We start from the raw sequence: 16,295 nt of genomic DNA on the forward strand, positions 1-16,295 counted from the left end.
CAGTGAAACGATGCATCGCCGATGGTAGTGTGGGGTTTCCCCATGTGAGAGTAGGTCATCGTCAAGATTAAATTCCGAAACCCCAATTGCGAAAGCAGTTGGGGTTTTGTTTTGCCCGCAGGAAAGTTCGTACAGCATTACCGGACAGCTCCCGGCTGTCACAGTCCCCCGACAATGCTAAGGTTCGGCCCTAGCTTTTGTATTTCTCCAAGGAAGCCTTTATGCCGGACGCGACGTCCCTCAGTGCTGGTTTTATGGTGGTTCACGGTAACCGCCTGGACGAGCTGCGCAGCCTGGTGGTCAGCTGGATGCGGCGATACCCGCTGGCTCCCTTGGAAAATGAAATCGCTCTGGTGCAGAGCAACGGCATCGCCCAGTGGCTAAAGCTGGCACTGGCGGAAGACCCGGAAGAGGACGATATGGGCGGCTGCGGAATCGCCGCAGCCATCGACGTGCAGTTGCCGGGCAGCTTCATGTGGCAGCTCTATCGCATGGTGCTTGGTCGAGATGAAATTCCCGCCAAGTCATTGCTCGATAAGGCCCCGCTGACCTGGCGACTCATGCGGCTGCTTCCGCAGTTGATAGGTCAGCCCCACTTCGAACCTCTGCAACGCTTTCTGACCAATGACACCGATCTGCGCAAACGCTATCAATTGGCCGAGCGACTGGCAGACCTGTTCGACCAGTATCAGGTGTACCGAGCCGACTGGCTTGAAGACTGGGCTGAAGGTCGTCATCAATTACGCAACGGTCGGGGTGAAGCCAAACCCCTGACCCCGGCCAACTGCTGGCAGGCGGAATTGTGGCGTGCGTTGTTGCTGGATGTGGGGGAGCAAGGCATGTCGCAAAGTCGTGCTGGCGTCCATCAACGATTTATCGAGCGCATTAACAACCTCGATGTCGCCCCCGACGGATTACCATCCCGAGTGATCGTTTTCGGGATTTCTTCGCTTCCCGCTCAGGCTCTGGAAGCACTCGCCGGACTGGCCCGTTTCAGCCAGGTTCTGCTTTGCGTGCACAACCCGTGTCGTCACCATTGGGCGGACATCGTCGCTGATAAAGACCTGTTACGGCATCAATACAAACGTCAGGCTCGCAAGAGTGGCATGCCGGTCGTGCTGGATTCTCAAACCCTGCATCAGCATGCACATCCGCTGTTGGCAGCGTGGGGTAAACAAGGGCGGGACTACATTAATCTGCTAGACAGCTATGACGATCCCAACAGCTATCGCTCGGCGTTTCGTGATGGGCGCATTGATCTGTTCAGTGACAGCCAGCCACAGAACCTGCTGAACCAGCTGCAGGACGACATCCTCGAATTGCGTCCTCTGAATGAAACGCGCGAACGCTGGCCGGCAGTCGATACAGACGCGGATCAATCGATCCGTTTTCACATTGCCCACAGTGCTCAGCGCGAAGTAGAGATACTTCACGATCAGTTGCTCGCACGCTTCAGTGCTGATCCTGGGTTAAGACCGCGCGACATTATCGTGATGGTTCCGGACATCGACAGTTATGCACCGCATATTCGTGCCGTGTTCGGCCAGCTTGAACGCCATGACCCACGCTTCATTCCATTCACGCTCGCAGATCAAGGCCAGCGCGGTCGTGACCCGTTGCTGATTGCTGTCGAACACCTGCTCAAACTGCCCGACAGTCGCTTCCCCGTCAGTGAGATCCTTGATCTGCTGGACGTTCCAGCGTTGCGCGCTCGCTTCGGTGTAGAGGAACGTGACCTGCCGACCCTGCATCGCTGGATCGAAGGCGCGGGCATCCGCTGGGGCATGAGCGCCGAGCAACGAGCGGGGCTTGGATTGCCGCAGGAACTGGAGCAAAACAGTTGGCGATTCGGCTTGCGGCGGATGTTGCTTGGGTATGCAGTCGGCAGCGCCGGTGCCTGCCAAGGTATCGAGCCCTACGATGAGATTGGTGGTCTGGACGCCGCGCTCATAGGTCCATTAGTGGCGCTCCTGGATGCGCTTGAAATTGCTCACCAGGAACTCACCCGACCTGCGCCGCCCCTGCAATGGGGGATGCGCCTGCAAGCGTTGGTGCAGTTGTTTTTCCAGGCCAGTAATGAGCACGACGACTACTTGCTTGCCCAGCTCGAAGAGTTGCGTGAAACCTGGCTTGAGACCTGTGAGTCTGTCGGTCTGCATGACGAGTTGCCGTTGACCGTTGTTCGTGAAGCCTGGCTCGCCGGTCTCGATCAGGGGCGCTTGTCCCAACGTTTTCTCGCCGGTGCAGTTAACTTCTGTACCCTGATGCCCATGCGCGCGATCCCGTTCAAGCTGGTCTGCCTGCTCGGGATGAATGATGGCGATTATCCGCGTGCGCAACCGCCACTGGACTTCGACCTGATGGGCAGCGATTACCGTCCGGGTGATCGCTCCCGGCGCGAAGATGACCGCTATCTGTTGTTGGAAGCGCTATTGTCAGCGCGTAACCAGCTCTACATCAGTTGGGTTGGCCGCAGCATTCGCGATAACAGCGAGCGCCCGGCTTCTGTGCTGATTGGCCAACTGCGCGACCATCTGGCCAGCGGATGGCGACTGCAAAATGCCGATGAAGACTTGCTTGAGGCAATGACTCAGGAGCACCCGTTACAGCCGTTCAGTGCCCGCTATTTCCACGAAGGCGATGACTTGTTCAGCTACGCCAGCGAATGGCAGGTGCTTCATCATGCTGTTGAGTCGGCAGCCGATAACGGCATCCTCGCCCCCTATGTTCAGGAAGAGCCGCTAAGCCTTGGCCAACTGCAGGACTTTCTGCGCAACCCGGTGCGGCACTTCTTCAGTCAGCGGCTGAAGGTGTTCTTTGAAGCGGCTGAAGTGCCGCTTGCCGATGAGGAGCCATTTGTCCTCGACGCGCTGCAACGCTACAGCCTCAGCGACAGTTTGCTCGACGCCGCGCTGGAGCATCTGGATCAGTCCGATCAGGCGTTGGAGGCGCAGGCCAAGCGTCTGCAAAACAGCGGCCTGCTGCCCATGGCCGGCTTTGGCGAATGCCTGCAACGGGAATTGATCGAGCCATTGCCGGATCTGCTGCAGCGTTATCAACAGCTTTTGGCCCTATGGCCGACACCGCTCACCAGCGCTTTACCTGTGAGTCTTGAGCTGCAAGGGCTGCGCCTCGAAGGTTGGCTCAGCGGTCTGCATCAGCGAGCTGACGGTGGTTTGCTGTCGGTCACCACGATTCCCAACAGCATCGGCTCGATCAAGTCTCGCAAATGGCATCGTCTGACACGGTCATGGGTCAATCATCTGGTTGCCAGCGCCAGTGGAATGGCCATGACCACTGCGCTGGTGGCCAGTGACGACAGCCTGTTGCTCGGCCCAATGGAAAAGGATGTTGCATTCCGAACCTTGAGCGACCTGCTGATGGCCTGGCAAGCAGGCATGCGCCAACCTCTACCCATTGCAGTAAAAACGGCGTTTGCCTGGCTGGCCCAGACTGATCCTGCCAAAGCCGACGCCGCTGCTCGTAAGGCCTATGAAGGCGACGGCCTGACCACTGACGGCGAGCGCCGCGAAAGTCCCGCGCTCGCCCGGCAGTTTGCTGACTATGACGCACTGATTGCCGACGAGACCTTCGCCGATTGGTGCAACGCCTTGTACAAGCCAATGCTGGAAGCCCCTTGGCGCTCATTGACCAACGAGGAGCCGCGCTCATGACCAGCCAGACACCGTTGGCCCTGGCGTTCCCGCTGCGCGGCAGTCAACTGATCGAGGCCAGTGCCGGGACCGGCAAGACCTTCACTATTTCCGCGTTGTACCTGCGTCTGGTCTTGGGCCACGGCGGGGAATCGAGCGGATTTGGACGTGAACTGTTACCGCCGCAAATCCTCGTAGTGACGTTCACCGACGCCGCGACCAAAGAGCTGCGCGAACGTATTCGAACGCGTCTTGCCGAAGCCGCACGATTTTTCCGCGATGAAACACCGGCGCCGGATGCCCTGATTGCAGAGCTGCGTGAACAGTACCTTCCCGAGCAGTGGTCCGGATGCGCAAACCGTCTGGACATCGCTGCTCAGTGGATGGACGAAGCGGCTGTCTCGACCATCCACAGTTGGTGTCAGCGCATGTTGCGCGAGCACGCGTTCGACAGTGGCAGCCTGTTTACCCAGACCCTGGAAACCGATCACAGTGATTTGCTCGGCGAGGTTCTGCGCGATTACTGGCGATTGTTTTGTTACCCGATGCAAGGCGATGCGCTGAATTGGGTGCGCGGTAATTGGGGCGGGCCCGCAGCCCTGTTGCCGCGAGTTCGTGGTTTGTTCGCCAGTGAGCGCCACAGCGCTGAAGGCAAAGAGCCTGTCGAGCTGATCACTGAGTGTCTGCAAGAGCGACGAGCCGCATTGCTCGAACTCAAAATGCCTTGGCGTCAATGGGCGGACGAGTTGCTTGCCATCTGTCATGAGGGCGTCGCGAGTAAAAACGTCGACGGTCGGAAGATGCAGGCACGCTATTTCGAACCCTGGTTCGAAAAGATAAAAGCCTGGGCCGAAGATGAATTGCTTGAGCAGTTGGATATTGGCACCGGCTTCACTCGCCTGACGCCTGATGGCATGGCTGAGGCGTGGAAAAAAGGCGAAGTGCCCAATCACCCGGGACTGGACGCAATGCCTGGCCTCAAGGCCAGTCTCGACAGTTTGCCGACCCCCGATGCGGCAGTCCTGCAACACGCCGCTCAGTGGGTAGGCGCGCGGTTCGAGGAGGAAAAACGTCGCCGCGCGGAAATGGGTTTCGATGACATGCTGCTGCGCCTCGATGCCGCGTTGCAAGCCGAGGGTGGCGAACGTTTGGCAACCCTGATCCGCGAGCAATTTCCGGTAGCGTTGATCGACGAGTTCCAGGATACCGACCCGGTTCAGTACCAGATCTTCGAAAGCATCTATCGTATCGAGGACAACAATCCTGAATGCGGCCTGTTCCTGATCGGCGACCCGAAGCAGGCGATCTACGCCTTCCGTGGTGCCGACATCTATACCTACCTGCGTGCCCGCCAGGCCACCACTGGCCGGCTGCATACCCTGGGCACCAACTTCCGTTCCAGCCATGGCATGGTCGATGCGGTGAACCATGTGTTCGAGCGCGCCGAGTCGCGGGAAGCGGGGCGGGGCGCATTTCTGTTCCGTGAAAAAAGTGGCGAAAATCCGGTGCCGTTCCTGCCGGTCGCCTCCCAGGGCCGCAAAGAAGTTTTGCAGGTTAAGGGTCAGGTTGTACCCGCTCTGAACATCTGGCATCTGCCCGCCGAACAACCATTGTCCGGCGCCGTTTACCGACAGCAATTAGCCGCTGCTTGCGCCAGCGAAATCACCGCTTTGCTCAATGGCGGGCAACAAGGCCTGGCGGGTTTCATCCAGGACGGCAAGGACTTCAAAGGTTTGCTGCCAGCGGATATTGCGATCCTGGTACGTGACGGCAAAGAGGCTCAGGCCGTACGCGCCGAACTCACGGCCCGGGGCGTGCGCAGCGTGTATCTGTCGGACAAGGACTCGGTGTTCGCCGCACAGGAAGCTCACGACCTGCTGACCTGGCTCAAGGCTTGCGCCGAGCCGGATGTAGAGCGTCCGCTGCGAGCGGCGTTGGCCTGTATCACGCTGAATCTGTCGCTGGCTGAGCTGGAGCGCTTGAATCAGGACGAGTTGGCGTGGGAAGCGCGGGTCATGCAGTTCCGCGGTTATCGCGAACTCTGGCGCAAACAGGGTGTGCTGCCGATGCTGCGTCGCTTGCTGCATGACTTCCAGCTACCTCAGGCACTGATCGCGCGAAGCGACGGCGAGCGTGTGCTGACCAACCTGTTGCACTTGTCCGAACTGTTGCAACAGGCGGCCGCCGAACTCGATGGCGAGCAAGCGTTGATCCGGCATTTATCCGAACACCTGGCGTTGTCCGGTCAGGCTGGTGAAGAGCAGATACTGCGTCTGGAGAGCGACGAGCAACTGGTCAAGGTCGTGACGATTCACAAGTCCAAGGGGCTTGAGTATCCGTTGGTGTTCCTGCCGTTCGTGTGTTCGGCGAAGCCGGTCGACGGCAGCCGCTTGCCGCTGCATTACCACGACGAGACCGGCAAGGCCCAGGTGACGTTGAAGCCGACACCCGAGTTGATCGCGCTGGCCGATCATGAGCGCCTGGCCGAGGATCTGCGCTTGTTGTATGTGGCCTTGACCCGTGCACAACATGCCTGTTGGCTCGGTGTTACGGACCTCAAGCGCGGCAATAACAACAGCTCGGTGCTGCACCTTTCGGCACTGGGTTATTTGCTGGGCGGTGGTGCGCCATTGACCGAATCGGCGGGGTTGACGCGTTGGCTTGAAGACTTGCAGCAGGACTGTCCGGCGCTGAACTACAGTGAAATGCCTGAAGAAACCGTCGAGCATTACCACCCGCCGCAAAACGATGCGACGTTGCTTGCCCCGCTGATACCCAAACGCAAGGCCAGCGAAAACTGGTGGATTGCCTCCTACAGCGCCCTGCGCATTGGCGACAGCCTGAGCGTGGGCAGTGACGAAGCACCGGAAAACCCGCAAGCGCAAAAGCTGTTTGACGACGAGCGCCTTGACCCGGAAGCGCCGAGAGAAGTGGTCGCTGGCGGTGCCGATATCCATCGCTTCCCTCGGGGTCCGAATCCCGGCACCTTTCTCCATGGTTTGCTTGAATGGGCCGGTAACGAAGGTTTTGCCGCCACACCACAAGCCGTGGAAGATGCCATTGCCCGCCGCTGCAACCGTCGTGGCTGGGAAGGCTGGATCACCACGCTGAGCGATTGGCTGCAGCACCTGCTCAAGTCCCCGCTGCACATCGGTGCCGGACAGGCGCCAGTGATATTCGAGCAATTGACCCAGTACCGCGTCGAGATGGAATTCTGGTTCGCCAGCCATAAAGTCGATGTGCTCAAACTCGACGAACTGGTCCGCCAATACACCCACAACGGCGTTGCCCGTGTTGCAGCCGAACCGGTGTTGCTCAATGGCATGTTCAAAGGTTTCATCGATCTGACGTTCGAGCATGATGGTCGCTATTACGTCGCCGATTACAAATCCAATTGGCTGGGCGTCGATGACATGGCTTATACCGAGCAAGCCATGGAGCAGTCGATTCTGGACAATCGCTACGACCTGCAATACGTGCTGTACCTGTTGGCCCTGCACCGCCAACTCAAGGCGCGGCTTGCCGATTACGATTACGACCGGCACGTCGGTGGGGCGCTGTATCTGTTCCTGCGTGGCACCCGCGCATCCAGTCAGGGCGTGTATTTCGCCCGTCCGCCAAGAGAACTGATCGAGCGTCTTGACCGGCTGTTCCAGGGCAAGCCAGAACCCAAGGCCGAACCCGCTTGGGAACAGGGAGTACTGCTATGAGTCGCACCTTCGCCGATTTGCTGCCGACGCCATTGGCAGCGGAAAGTCTGGCGAGTCTGGCACCGTTGAGTCGCGCCGATGACTTGTTGCTGCTGCTCACCCGTTGGGTAGAGCGGGGCTGGTTGCGAGCGCTGGACAAGGCCTTCGTTGCGTTCTTGCACGAACTCGCTCCCGACGATGACCCTCTGGTGCTGCTGGCTGCGGCGTTGACCAGTCACCAATTGGGCCACGGCCATGTCTGCCTGGACCTGTTCGAGACCCTGAAAGAGCCGGACTTCGCGTTGTCATTGCCGCCGGAAGGCGATCTGCAAAGTGGCGCGATGCTGCTGCCATCACAATTGCTCGAGGCGCTGGACGGTGCCCATTGGTGCAAGGTGCTGGCCGCCAGCAATCTGGTCGCATTGGCAGCAGACAGGAGTGAAACGGCTCAACAAAGGCCGTTGGTACTGTCGGGAAAACGCCTTTATCTGCGCCGCTATTGGGCTTACGAGCGGCGCATCGATGACGCCCTGCGTGTGCGTCTGGCCGAACACGAAACCACGCCGAGTGATCTGCCCCAGCGTCTTGTCGGCCTGTTCGGTCCGGCCAAGCCTGGCGAGCTGATCGACTGGCAGAAACTCGCGTGTGCCTTGGCGACCCGCAGTGCCTTCAGCATCGTCACCGGCGGCCCGGGGACGGGGAAGACCACTACGGTCGTGCGCTTGCTGGCATTGCTTCAGGCGCCAGCGGTGGAGGCTGGCAAACCCTTGCGCATCCGTCTCGCCGCCCCCACCGGGAAAGCTGCGGCACGGTTGACGGAGTCCATCAGCCAACAAGTCCGCACGCTGGAAGTCGCTGAAGCCGTGCGAGATAAAATTCCGTCAGACGTGACCACCGTGCACCGTCTGCTCGGCAGTCGGCCCGGTACGCGACATTTCCGGCACCACGCCGGTAACCGTTTGCCGCTGGATGTGCTGGTGGTGGATGAAGCTTCGATGATCGACCTGGAGATGATGGCCAATCTTCTCGACGCGATGCCGGCCCATGCACGACTGATTCTGCTGGGTGACAAGGACCAACTGGCCTCGGTGGAGGCCGGCGCTGTGCTGGGTGATCTGTGCCGCGACGCCGAGGCTGGTTGGTATAGCCCGCAGACGCGTCAGTGGCTGGAAACGGTCAGTGGTGAAAATCTCGCAGCCAGTGGTTTGCAAGAAGACACTCAGGGGACTCATCCACTGGCCCAGCAAGTGGTAATGCTGCGTCACTCGCGCCGGTTCGGCGAGGGAAGCGGCATTGGCCAACTGGCGCGCTGGGTCAACCGGCAACAACCCGAAGAGGCTCGGCAGCTTCTGGCGACTGGAAGCCACAGCGATGTATTTTCCCTGCCCCTCAAGGGTGAACAGGACCGGGCGCTGGAGCGCCTATTGCTCGAAGGCCATGGTGATGGGCCGCAAGGCTACCGGCATTACCTCAGCCTGCTGCGCCACCTGCGGCCATCGCCCGACAGCTCGCTTGAGGATTCACGCTGGACCGATTGGGCACGCCAGGTGCTGCAAGCCTTTGACGCCTTCCAGTTGTTGTGTGCCGTTCGCAAAGGGCCATGGGGGGTGGAGGGCTTGAATCAGCGCGTGACCGATGCGTTGCTCAAGGCCCGGTTGATCGACAGCAATCAGCAGTGGTACGAAGGCCGGCCGGTGCTGATGACCCGTAACGACTATGGCTTGGGTTTGATGAACGGCGACATCGGCATTGCCCTCAAGCTGCCAGAGCGCGATGGCCCCGAGGCGGGTCGTCAGGTATTGCGCGTGGCCTTTCCGCGCAATGATGGCCAGGGTGGCGTGCGTTTTGTCCTGCCGAGCCGGCTCAATGATGTCGAAACCGTGTACGCCATGACCGTGCACAAATCCCAGGGCTCCGAGTTTGCCCATACGGCGCTGATTTTGCCGGACGCCCTGAACCCGGTTCTGACCAAGGAGCTGATCTATACCGGCATTACCCGGGCCAAGGACTGGTTCACATTGATCGAGCCACGTGCCGGAGTGTTTGAAGAGGCGGTGCGACGCAAGGTCAAGCGGTTGAGCGGGTTGATGCTGGAGTTGGACGAGGCAGTCCAGCCGAGGCAATAAATGGCGGCGGCACCGGACGCCGGAAACTGTCCGAAGTGCCGTCGTACGTGGCCTCGCTGGTGTTTCAGCGCTGTGCTATCGTTGCGGCACCCTCCCGTTACGATCGAAGAGAATCCCTGCATGAAGGTGGCTGTCTGGATGACAGAGTGCGTTGCTGGCTGCAAGCAGGCCGTACTTGCAGGCTTTCTCTGTTTGCTGAGCGGCTTCGTTTTCGCTCAAGCGCAAACCCCACCAGGCATGGCCGACCAGCGCGCCAAATCGGTCACGCAGGTTGTACTTGGGATACTCAGCTATGCCCGCTGGCCAGTCGAGCCCGCACAACTTCGTTTGTGCATCGTCGGCCCTACCGAATACACCGACGACCTGGTCAAGGGCACCACCCAGGCCACCGGCCGACCCGTTACCGTGCGCCGCCTGCTGGCCGACAACCCATCCATTGTCAGTGAGTGCGACGCGGTGTACATCGGCAAACTGACAAGCGAAGAGCGCAGCCGTTTGTTCGCTTCGCTGAGCGGGCATCCGGTGTTGAGCATCAGCGAAAGCGACGATCAATGCACCGTCGGCAGTCTGTTCTGTTTGCGTGTCGGCGATGAACAAGTGTCCTTTGAGGTCAACCTCGATTCCGTCGCCCGTAGCGGCGTGCGAATTCACCCAAGTGTGCTGCAACTGTCCCGCCGTAAACCGGCGGCGCCATGAGTCTACTCAAGCCGGGCAGTCGTCCGACCTTGCGTTCGGTCATTGGCCGCGGTCATTTGATCGTCGCGCTGGTCGGCGTGGCCATGGCCAGCATCTCGCTGACGCTGCTCGGCGTCCTGGCGTTGCGGGTCTATGCCGACCACAACCTGCACCTGATCGCACGATCCATCAACTACACCGTGGAAGCTGCCGTGGTGTTCAACGACAAAGCCGCCGCCACTGAAGCGCTGGCGCTGATCGCTTCTACCGAGGAAGTGGCGGATGCCCAAGTACTGGATGAGCAAGGCAAGTTGTTGGCGCGTTGGCAGCGGCCAGAAACCGGATTGTTCTCTGATCTCGAAATGCAGATGGCCAAAGCCTTTCTGGAAGAGCCCATCAGCATGCCGATCATCCATCAAGGTCAGGAAATCGGCAGCACTCTGCTGATCGGCCACGGCGGCAGCCTGATGCGCTTCTTGCTCAGCGGTCTGGTGGGCATCGTTCTGTGCACCGCCGCCAGTGCCTGGGTAGCGCTTTATCTGGCTCGCCGACAACTGAGCGGGATCACCGGTCCGCTGCGCAGTCTGGCGTTCGTGGCGCACGCTGCGCGCAGCGAACGAGCCTTCGACCAGCGTGTGCCGCCTGCCGACATCGCCGAACTCGATAACCTGGGCAATGACTTCAATGCCCTGCTCGATGAACTCGAATCCTGGCAAACCCACCTGCAAAGCGAGAATGAAACCCTCGCCCACCAGGCCAGTCATGACAGCCTCACCGGGTTGCCGAACCGGGCGTTTTTCGAAGGACGATTGATTCGTGCACTACGCAACGCCAACAAGCTCAACGAGCGGGTAGCGGTGCTGTTTCTCGACAGTGACCGGTTCAAGGAAATCAACGACACCTTCGGTCATGCCGCTGGCGATGCAGTGTTGGTCGCAGTCGCCAATCGGGTTCGCGCGCAACTGCGCGAAGAGGATCTGGTGGCGCGTCTTGGGGGGGACGAGTTTGCTGTCCTGCTGACACCGCTGCACAAGACCGAAGACGCCGAGCGGATCGCCGATAAAATCATTGCCAGCATGGAAGTGCCGATCCCGTTGCCGGGTCATACTCAGGTTTTGACTTCTCTGAGCATCGGCATTGCCGTGTACCCGGATCATGGTGCTACACCGGGTGCTCTGCTCAATGCTGCCGATGCGGCCATGTACCAGGCCAAACGCTTTTCCAGAGGTGCACAGCACACGTCAGGGTCGGAGCACCCTGTCGCCGATGTTCAAACCAGGAGCTAATGTTCGTGTTCTCATTCAATCTGCGATTTCTTGCGATCCCCTTGTTCATGGCTTTGCTGGCACTGACCGGTTGCCAGACGGCACCACAAAAAGGTTTGAGTCCGGCACAGGTTGCAGTGCTGCAACAGCAAGGTTTCGAGTTGACCGACGAGGGCTGGGCGTTTGGCTTGTCCGGCAAAGTGTTGTTTGGCAGTGATGTCGAAAGCCTGAATCCGCAGAGCACCGAGATCGTCGAGCGCATTGGCAAGGCGTTGCTGGGTGTCGGGATCGATCGGGTGCGGGTTGATGGTCACACCGATGCGTCAGGCAAAGAGACCTACAACGAACAGCTGTCCCTGCGCCGCTCGAACAGCGTCGGCAAGGTCCTGACCGCGGTTGGCATGAAAGAACAGAATATCGAGCTAAGGGGCTTTGGCAGCAGTGAGCCGGTAGCCTCCAACGATAACGCGGCCGGTCGAACCGAAAACCGCCGGGTGTCGATTGTGGTGAGCGCCGATTGATCGGCTGACCCTCTTTTTAACTATTCTTTTTGGGGGAATACATACCCCCGTAGATGAACGGAACACGACGACTGCCACATGGAAAAAATAATAAATTACTGCCGCAACCACTTCTGGAAAAAATGGCTTCGCCAGCATAAATGCAAGATCGCTGGCGGGGTGTCATCGCTTAACGCCAAAACCACGTTGCTGGTGGAAGAGAATGTTTCGCTCGGCCATGTGGTGGTCGGCACCAAACGGTTAAGCATTGGTGCCCACACTTACATTCGAAGTGGTTGCGTGCTGTCCGCGGTGTCCTCGATAGGACGGTTTTGTTCGATTGGAAATGACTGCTACATCGGGCAAGACAAAAATACCCACCCGTCCGATTGGGTCAGTTCGCACCCCTTCCAATTTACCCGTACAAAACTGTCCTTCGAACCAGAGATCGTTGATGTAACGATCGGCGACGACGTCTGGATCGGACATGGCGCCATGATCATGGAAGGTGTCACGGTGGGCACGGGGGCCATCATCGCCACCCGCGCACTGGTTGCCCACGATGTGCCGCCCTATGCGGTTGTCGCCGGGATTCCGGCGAAGGTCATCAAGTATCGGCACCCGCCAGAGGTGGTGGCGCAGTTACTTGATAGCCGATGGTGGGAATGTAATGTCGATTTCCTTCTGACCTTGCGCCTGGACGATCCCCGTTCTGCTTTGCCGATCATTGCCGATTCGCGCAGCGCCAATCAGGTTGTTTACAAGCAGGTGGAAGTCACCCGCAAAGGCTGCCAATTAGTCAGCACTCTTGGATTGGCCGCTCCGACGCTCAGTCTGCAAACCGAAGATCCCGCGTCTCGCCCAGTAACAACGGGCCATTCAGTTCAGTGACCTCCCTGATGTAATCCCACAACAGGGTGATCCGCTTGAGCTTGCGCAGGTCTTCGCGGCAGTACATCCAGAACTGCCGGGTGATGTTGATTTCCTCCGGCAGCACCGGCAGCAACCGCGGATCCTGAGCCGCGAGGAAGCACGGCAGAATCGCCAGCGAACGCCCTTGCTGCGCAGCCACGAACTGCGCAATCACGCTGGTGCTGCGCAAGTTGGCGCTGGCGCCGGGCAGCACGTTCGCCAGGTACAACAGCTCCGAGCTGAAGGCCAGGTCGTCGACATAACTGATAAATGAATGCTTGCCCAAGTCTGTCGGGCGGCGGATCGGTGGGTGTTTGTCCAGATAGTCCTGGGTCGCGTACAGCTGCAACCGGTAGTCGCAGAGTTTGCAGCAGACGTACGGGCCATGCTCCGGGCGCTCCAGGGCGATGACGATGTCCGCCTCGCGTTTGGACAGACTGATGAAGTGCGGCAGCGGCAGAATGTCCACCGAGATCGCCGGGTAGGCGTCGACGAAATGGCTCAGCTGCGGGGTGATGAAAAAGCTGCCGAACCCTTCGGTGCAACCCATCCGCACATGACCGGACAGCGCCACGCCGGAACCGGAAACCTGTTCGCACGCCATGTGCAGCGTGCTCTCGATCGACTCGGCGTAACCCAATAAACGCTGGCCCTCAGCGGTCAGGACAAAACCGCTGGTCCGGGACTTCTCGAACAACAACGTGCCCAATGCCGCTTCCAGCGAGCTGATACGCCGCGACACCGTGGTGTAGTCCACCGCCAGGCGCTTGGCCGCGGTGCTGGCCTTGCGGGTGCGGGCCACTTCGAGGAAAAACTTGAGGTCATCCCAGTTCAGCGAACCTAAAGACGTGATGTTTTTTTGCATGATGGACCGGCTTTTATGTGCGTTCTTATTAGAAGTTTGCACATCTATACTCCAAAAACAGTCCGACAACCAATTCGCGACACACGCCTCATCTCAAGGCGACTTATCCGCCTTGGCTCCCTGCATAACAACAAGTCCAGGAGACCAGCATGAACGCATCGCTCACGCCCAACGAAACCACTGTCCAGAACGTCAAACTGTTGATCGACGGTGAGTGGGTCGAGTCCCAGACCACTGAGTGGCACGACATCGTCAACCCGGCGACTCAGCAAGTACTGGCCAAGGTTCCGTTTGCCACAGCCTCGGAAGTCGACGCCGCGATCAGCGCCGCCCATCGCGCCTTCCAGACCTGGAAGCTGACGCCGATCGGCGCCCGCATGCGCATCATGCTCAAGCTCCAGGCGTTGATTCGCGAACACTCCAAGCGTATCGCCGTGGTGCTCAGCAATGAACAGGGCAAAACCATTGCCGACGCTGAAGGCGATATTTTCCGTGGCCTGGAAGTCGTCGAACACGCGTGCTCCATCGGCAGCCTGCAAATGGGCGAGTTCGCCGAGAACGTCGCGGGCGGCGTCGATACCTACACCCTGCGTCAGCCAATCGGTGTTTGCGCCGGTATCACCCCGTTCAACTTCCCGGCGATGATTCCTCTGTGGATGTTCCCGATGGCTATCGCCTGCGGCAACACCTTCGTGCTCAAGCCGTCCGAACAGGACCCGATGTCGACCATGCTGCTGGTGGAGCTGGCGATTGAAGCGGGCGTTCCGGCGGGCGTGCTCAACGTGGTTCACGGCGGCAAGGACGTGGTGGACGCGCTCTGCACCCACAAAGACATCAAGGCGGTTTCCTTCGTCGGTTCGACTGCCGTCGGTACTCACGTTTATGACCTGGCCGGTAAGCACGGCAAGCGCGTGCAATCGATGATGGGCGCTAAAAACCACGCCGTGGTGCTGCCGGATGCCAACCGCGAACAAGCGCTGAATGCGCTGGTCGGTGCCGGTTTCGGTGCGGCCGGTCAACGCTGCATGGCAACGTCGGTGGTGGTATTGGTCGGCGCGGCCAAGCAATGGCTGCCGGACCTGAAAGCGCTGGCGCAGAAACTCAAGGTCAACGCTGGCAGCGAGCCGGGCACGGACGTTGGTCCGGTGATCTCCAAACGTGCCAAAGCGCGGATTCTGGATCTGATCGAAAGCGGCATCAAGGAAGGCGCCAAGCTTGAGCTGGATGGTCGTGACATCACGGTTCCCGGCTACGAGAAGGGCAACTTTGTCGGTCCGACCCTGTTCTCTGGCGTGACCCCCGAGATGCAGATCTACACCCAGGAAATCTTCGGCCCGGTACTGGTAGTGCTGGAAGTGAATACGCTCGACGAGGCCATTGCCCTGGTCAACGCCAACCCGTTCGGCAACGGCACGGGCCTGTTCACCCAAAGCGGTGCGGCGGCGCGCAAATTCCAGAACGAAATCGACGTGGGTCAGGTCGGCATCAACATTCCGATTCCTGTGCCGGTCCCGTTCTTCAGCTTCACCGGTTCGCGCGGTTCCAAGCTCGGTGACCTCGGCCCGTATGGCAAGCAAGTGGTGCAGTTCTACACTCAGACCAAGACCGTCACCAGTCGCTGGTTCGATGACGACAGCGTCAACGACGGTGTGAACACCACCATCAACTTGCGTTAAGGAGCCGGACATGAAAATCGCTTTTATCGGTCTCGGCAACATGGGCGCGCCGATGGCGCGCAACCTGATCAAGGCCGGCCACGCGCTGCGACTGGTTGATTTGAACAAAACCGTTCTGGCCGAACTGGAGCAACTGGGCGGCAGCATCAGCGCGACGGCTCGTGAAGCGGCTCAAGGCGCAGAACTGGTGATCACCATGCTGCCCGCCGCTGTGCATGTGCGCAGCGTGTGGCTGGGTGAAGACGGCGTGCTGGCGGGGATCGCCAAAGGCGTGCCGGCCGTGGATTGCAGCACCATCGACCCGCAAACCGCGCGTGATGTGGCGGCGGCCGCAGCCAAGCAAGGCGTGGCCATGGCCGACGCGCCGGTGTCGGGTGGCACTGGCGGAGCAGCGGCCGGGACCCTGACCTTCATGGTCGGCGCCACGCCTGAACTGTTCGCCACCCTGCAACCGGTGCTGGCGCAGATGGGTCGCAACATCGTCCATTGCGGCGAAGTCGGCACCGGGCAAATCGCCAAGATCTGCAACAACCTGCTGCTGGCGATCTCCATGGTTGGCGTCAGCGAAGCCATGGCGCTGGGTGATGCACTGGGGATCGACACTGGCGTGCTGGCCGGGATCATCAACAGTTCCACGGGACGTTGCTGGAGTTCGGAGATGTACAACCCGTGGCCGGGCATCGTCGAAACGGCACCTGCGTCGCGAGGTTATACCGGTGGTTTTGGTGCCGAATTGATGCTCAAGGATCTGGGACTTGCCACGGAAGCGGCACGTCAGGCGCACCAACCGGTGGTGCTTGGCGCGGTGGCCCAGCAGTTGTATCAGGCGATGAGCCAGCGTGGGGAGGGGGGTAAAGACTTCTCGGCGATCATCAACAGCTATCGCAAACCGCAATAACGACCTGCTTCAACCTGTGGGAGCAAGCCGGCTCCT

General features: G+C 59.8%; 10 protein-coding genes. 9 read left to right on the forward strand and 1 reads right to left on the reverse strand.

Annotation, left to right across the window (positions count from 1 at the left end):
* Positions 1 to 221 precede the first annotated feature (221 nt).
* The 7 genes from recC (at position 222) to IB246_RS27780 (ending at position 12,799) form a co-directional block, all read left to right on the forward strand.
* The gene (gene recC / locus IB246_RS27750) at positions 222 to 3,674 is read left to right on the forward strand and encodes an exodeoxyribonuclease V subunit gamma (RefSeq protein WP_008040801.1); all 3,453 of its coding nucleotides are present in this window, start codon (positions 222 to 224) and stop codon (positions 3,672 to 3,674) included.
* Entirely contained in the window at positions 3,671 to 7,363 is a 3,693-nt protein-coding gene (recB, locus tag IB246_RS27755) for an exodeoxyribonuclease V subunit beta (RefSeq protein ID WP_008040805.1), read from the forward strand. Before recC ends, recB begins: the two co-directional genes overlap by 4 nt.
* Positions 7,360 to 9,468, forward strand: a complete 2,109-nt coding sequence (recD, locus tag IB246_RS27760) for an exodeoxyribonuclease V subunit alpha (RefSeq protein ID WP_008040807.1) — start codon at positions 7,360 to 7,362, stop codon at positions 9,466 to 9,468. Before recB ends, recD begins: the two co-directional genes overlap by 4 nt.
* A 120-nt stretch (positions 9,469 to 9,588) precedes the next feature.
* Positions 9,589 to 10,164, forward strand: a complete 576-nt coding sequence (locus IB246_RS27765) for a YfiR family protein (RefSeq protein WP_008040808.1) — start codon at positions 9,589 to 9,591, stop codon at positions 10,162 to 10,164.
* Positions 10,161 to 11,429, forward strand: a complete 1,269-nt coding sequence (locus tag IB246_RS27770; protein ID WP_008040810.1) for a diguanylate cyclase domain-containing protein — start codon at positions 10,161 to 10,163, stop codon at positions 11,427 to 11,429. Before IB246_RS27765 ends, IB246_RS27770 begins: the two co-directional genes overlap by 4 nt.
* The gene (locus IB246_RS27775) at positions 11,429 to 11,929 is read left to right on the forward strand and encodes an OmpA family protein (RefSeq protein ID WP_008040811.1); all 501 of its coding nucleotides are present in this window, start codon (positions 11,429 to 11,431) and stop codon (positions 11,927 to 11,929) included. The genes IB246_RS27770 and IB246_RS27775 overlap by 1 nt, the downstream gene beginning before the upstream one ends.
* 78 nt (positions 11,930 to 12,007) lie before the next feature.
* Positions 12,008 to 12,799, forward strand: a complete 792-nt coding sequence (locus IB246_RS27780; protein ID WP_008040812.1) for a CatB-related O-acetyltransferase — start codon at positions 12,008 to 12,010, stop codon at positions 12,797 to 12,799.
* On the opposite strand, the gene IB246_RS27785 is transcribed toward IB246_RS27780, so the two are convergent.
* Positions 12,738 to 13,685 carry a LysR family transcriptional regulator gene (locus IB246_RS27785; protein ID WP_008040813.1) on the reverse strand — a complete coding sequence of 316 codons (948 nt, stop codon included), beginning with the start codon at positions 13,683 to 13,685 and terminating at the stop codon, positions 12,738 to 12,740. The two genes, IB246_RS27780 and IB246_RS27785, sit on opposite strands and share 62 nt — an antisense overlap.
* Positions 13,686 to 13,834: 149 nt before the next feature.
* Between IB246_RS27785 and IB246_RS27790 the strand changes: the two genes are divergently transcribed.
* Positions 13,835 to 15,361 carry a CoA-acylating methylmalonate-semialdehyde dehydrogenase gene (locus tag IB246_RS27790; protein ID WP_008024085.1) on the forward strand — a complete coding sequence of 509 codons (1,527 nt, stop codon included), beginning with the start codon at positions 13,835 to 13,837 and terminating at the stop codon, positions 15,359 to 15,361.
* A 10-nt stretch (positions 15,362 to 15,371) separates the two neighbouring features.
* Complete coding sequence (gene mmsB, locus IB246_RS27795; RefSeq protein WP_008040816.1) at positions 15,372 to 16,259, forward strand: 3-hydroxyisobutyrate dehydrogenase; 888 nt, start codon at positions 15,372 to 15,374, stop codon at positions 16,257 to 16,259.
* Positions 16,260 to 16,295: the final 36 nt, after the last annotated feature.

The sequence above is a fragment of the Pseudomonas sp. PDM01 genome, assembly GCF_014852325.1.
GTDB classification, from domain to species: domain Bacteria; phylum Pseudomonadota; class Gammaproteobacteria; order Pseudomonadales; family Pseudomonadaceae; genus Aquipseudomonas; species Aquipseudomonas migulae.

What these genes read in the sequence shown, in the direction of transcription:
- recC (WP_008040801.1), top strand. Translation starts at nt 222, where the DNA reads ATGCCGGACGCGACGTCCCTCAGTGCTGGTTTTATGGTGGTTCACGGT.
- recB (WP_008040805.1), top strand. Translation starts at nt 3,671, where the DNA reads ATGACCAGCCAGACACCGTTGGCCCTGGCGTTCCCGCTGCGCGGCAGT.
- recD (WP_008040807.1), top strand. Translation starts at nt 7,360, where the DNA reads ATGAGTCGCACCTTCGCCGATTTGCTGCCGACGCCATTGGCAGCGGAA.
- IB246_RS27765 (WP_008040808.1), top strand. Translation starts at nt 9,589, where the DNA reads ATGAAGGTGGCTGTCTGGATGACAGAGTGCGTTGCTGGCTGCAAGCAG.
- IB246_RS27770 (WP_008040810.1), top strand. Translation starts at nt 10,161, where the DNA reads ATGAGTCTACTCAAGCCGGGCAGTCGTCCGACCTTGCGTTCGGTCATT.
- IB246_RS27775 (WP_008040811.1), top strand. Translation starts at nt 11,429, where the DNA reads ATGTTCGTGTTCTCATTCAATCTGCGATTTCTTGCGATCCCCTTGTTC.
- IB246_RS27780 (WP_008040812.1), top strand. Translation starts at nt 12,008, where the DNA reads ATGGAAAAAATAATAAATTACTGCCGCAACCACTTCTGGAAAAAATGG.
- IB246_RS27785 (WP_008040813.1), bottom strand. Translation starts at nt 13,685, where the DNA reads ATGCAAAAAAACATCACGTCTTTAGGTTCGCTGAACTGGGATGACCTC.
- IB246_RS27790 (WP_008024085.1), top strand. Translation starts at nt 13,835, where the DNA reads ATGAACGCATCGCTCACGCCCAACGAAACCACTGTCCAGAACGTCAAA.
- mmsB (WP_008040816.1), top strand. Translation starts at nt 15,372, where the DNA reads ATGAAAATCGCTTTTATCGGTCTCGGCAACATGGGCGCGCCGATGGCG.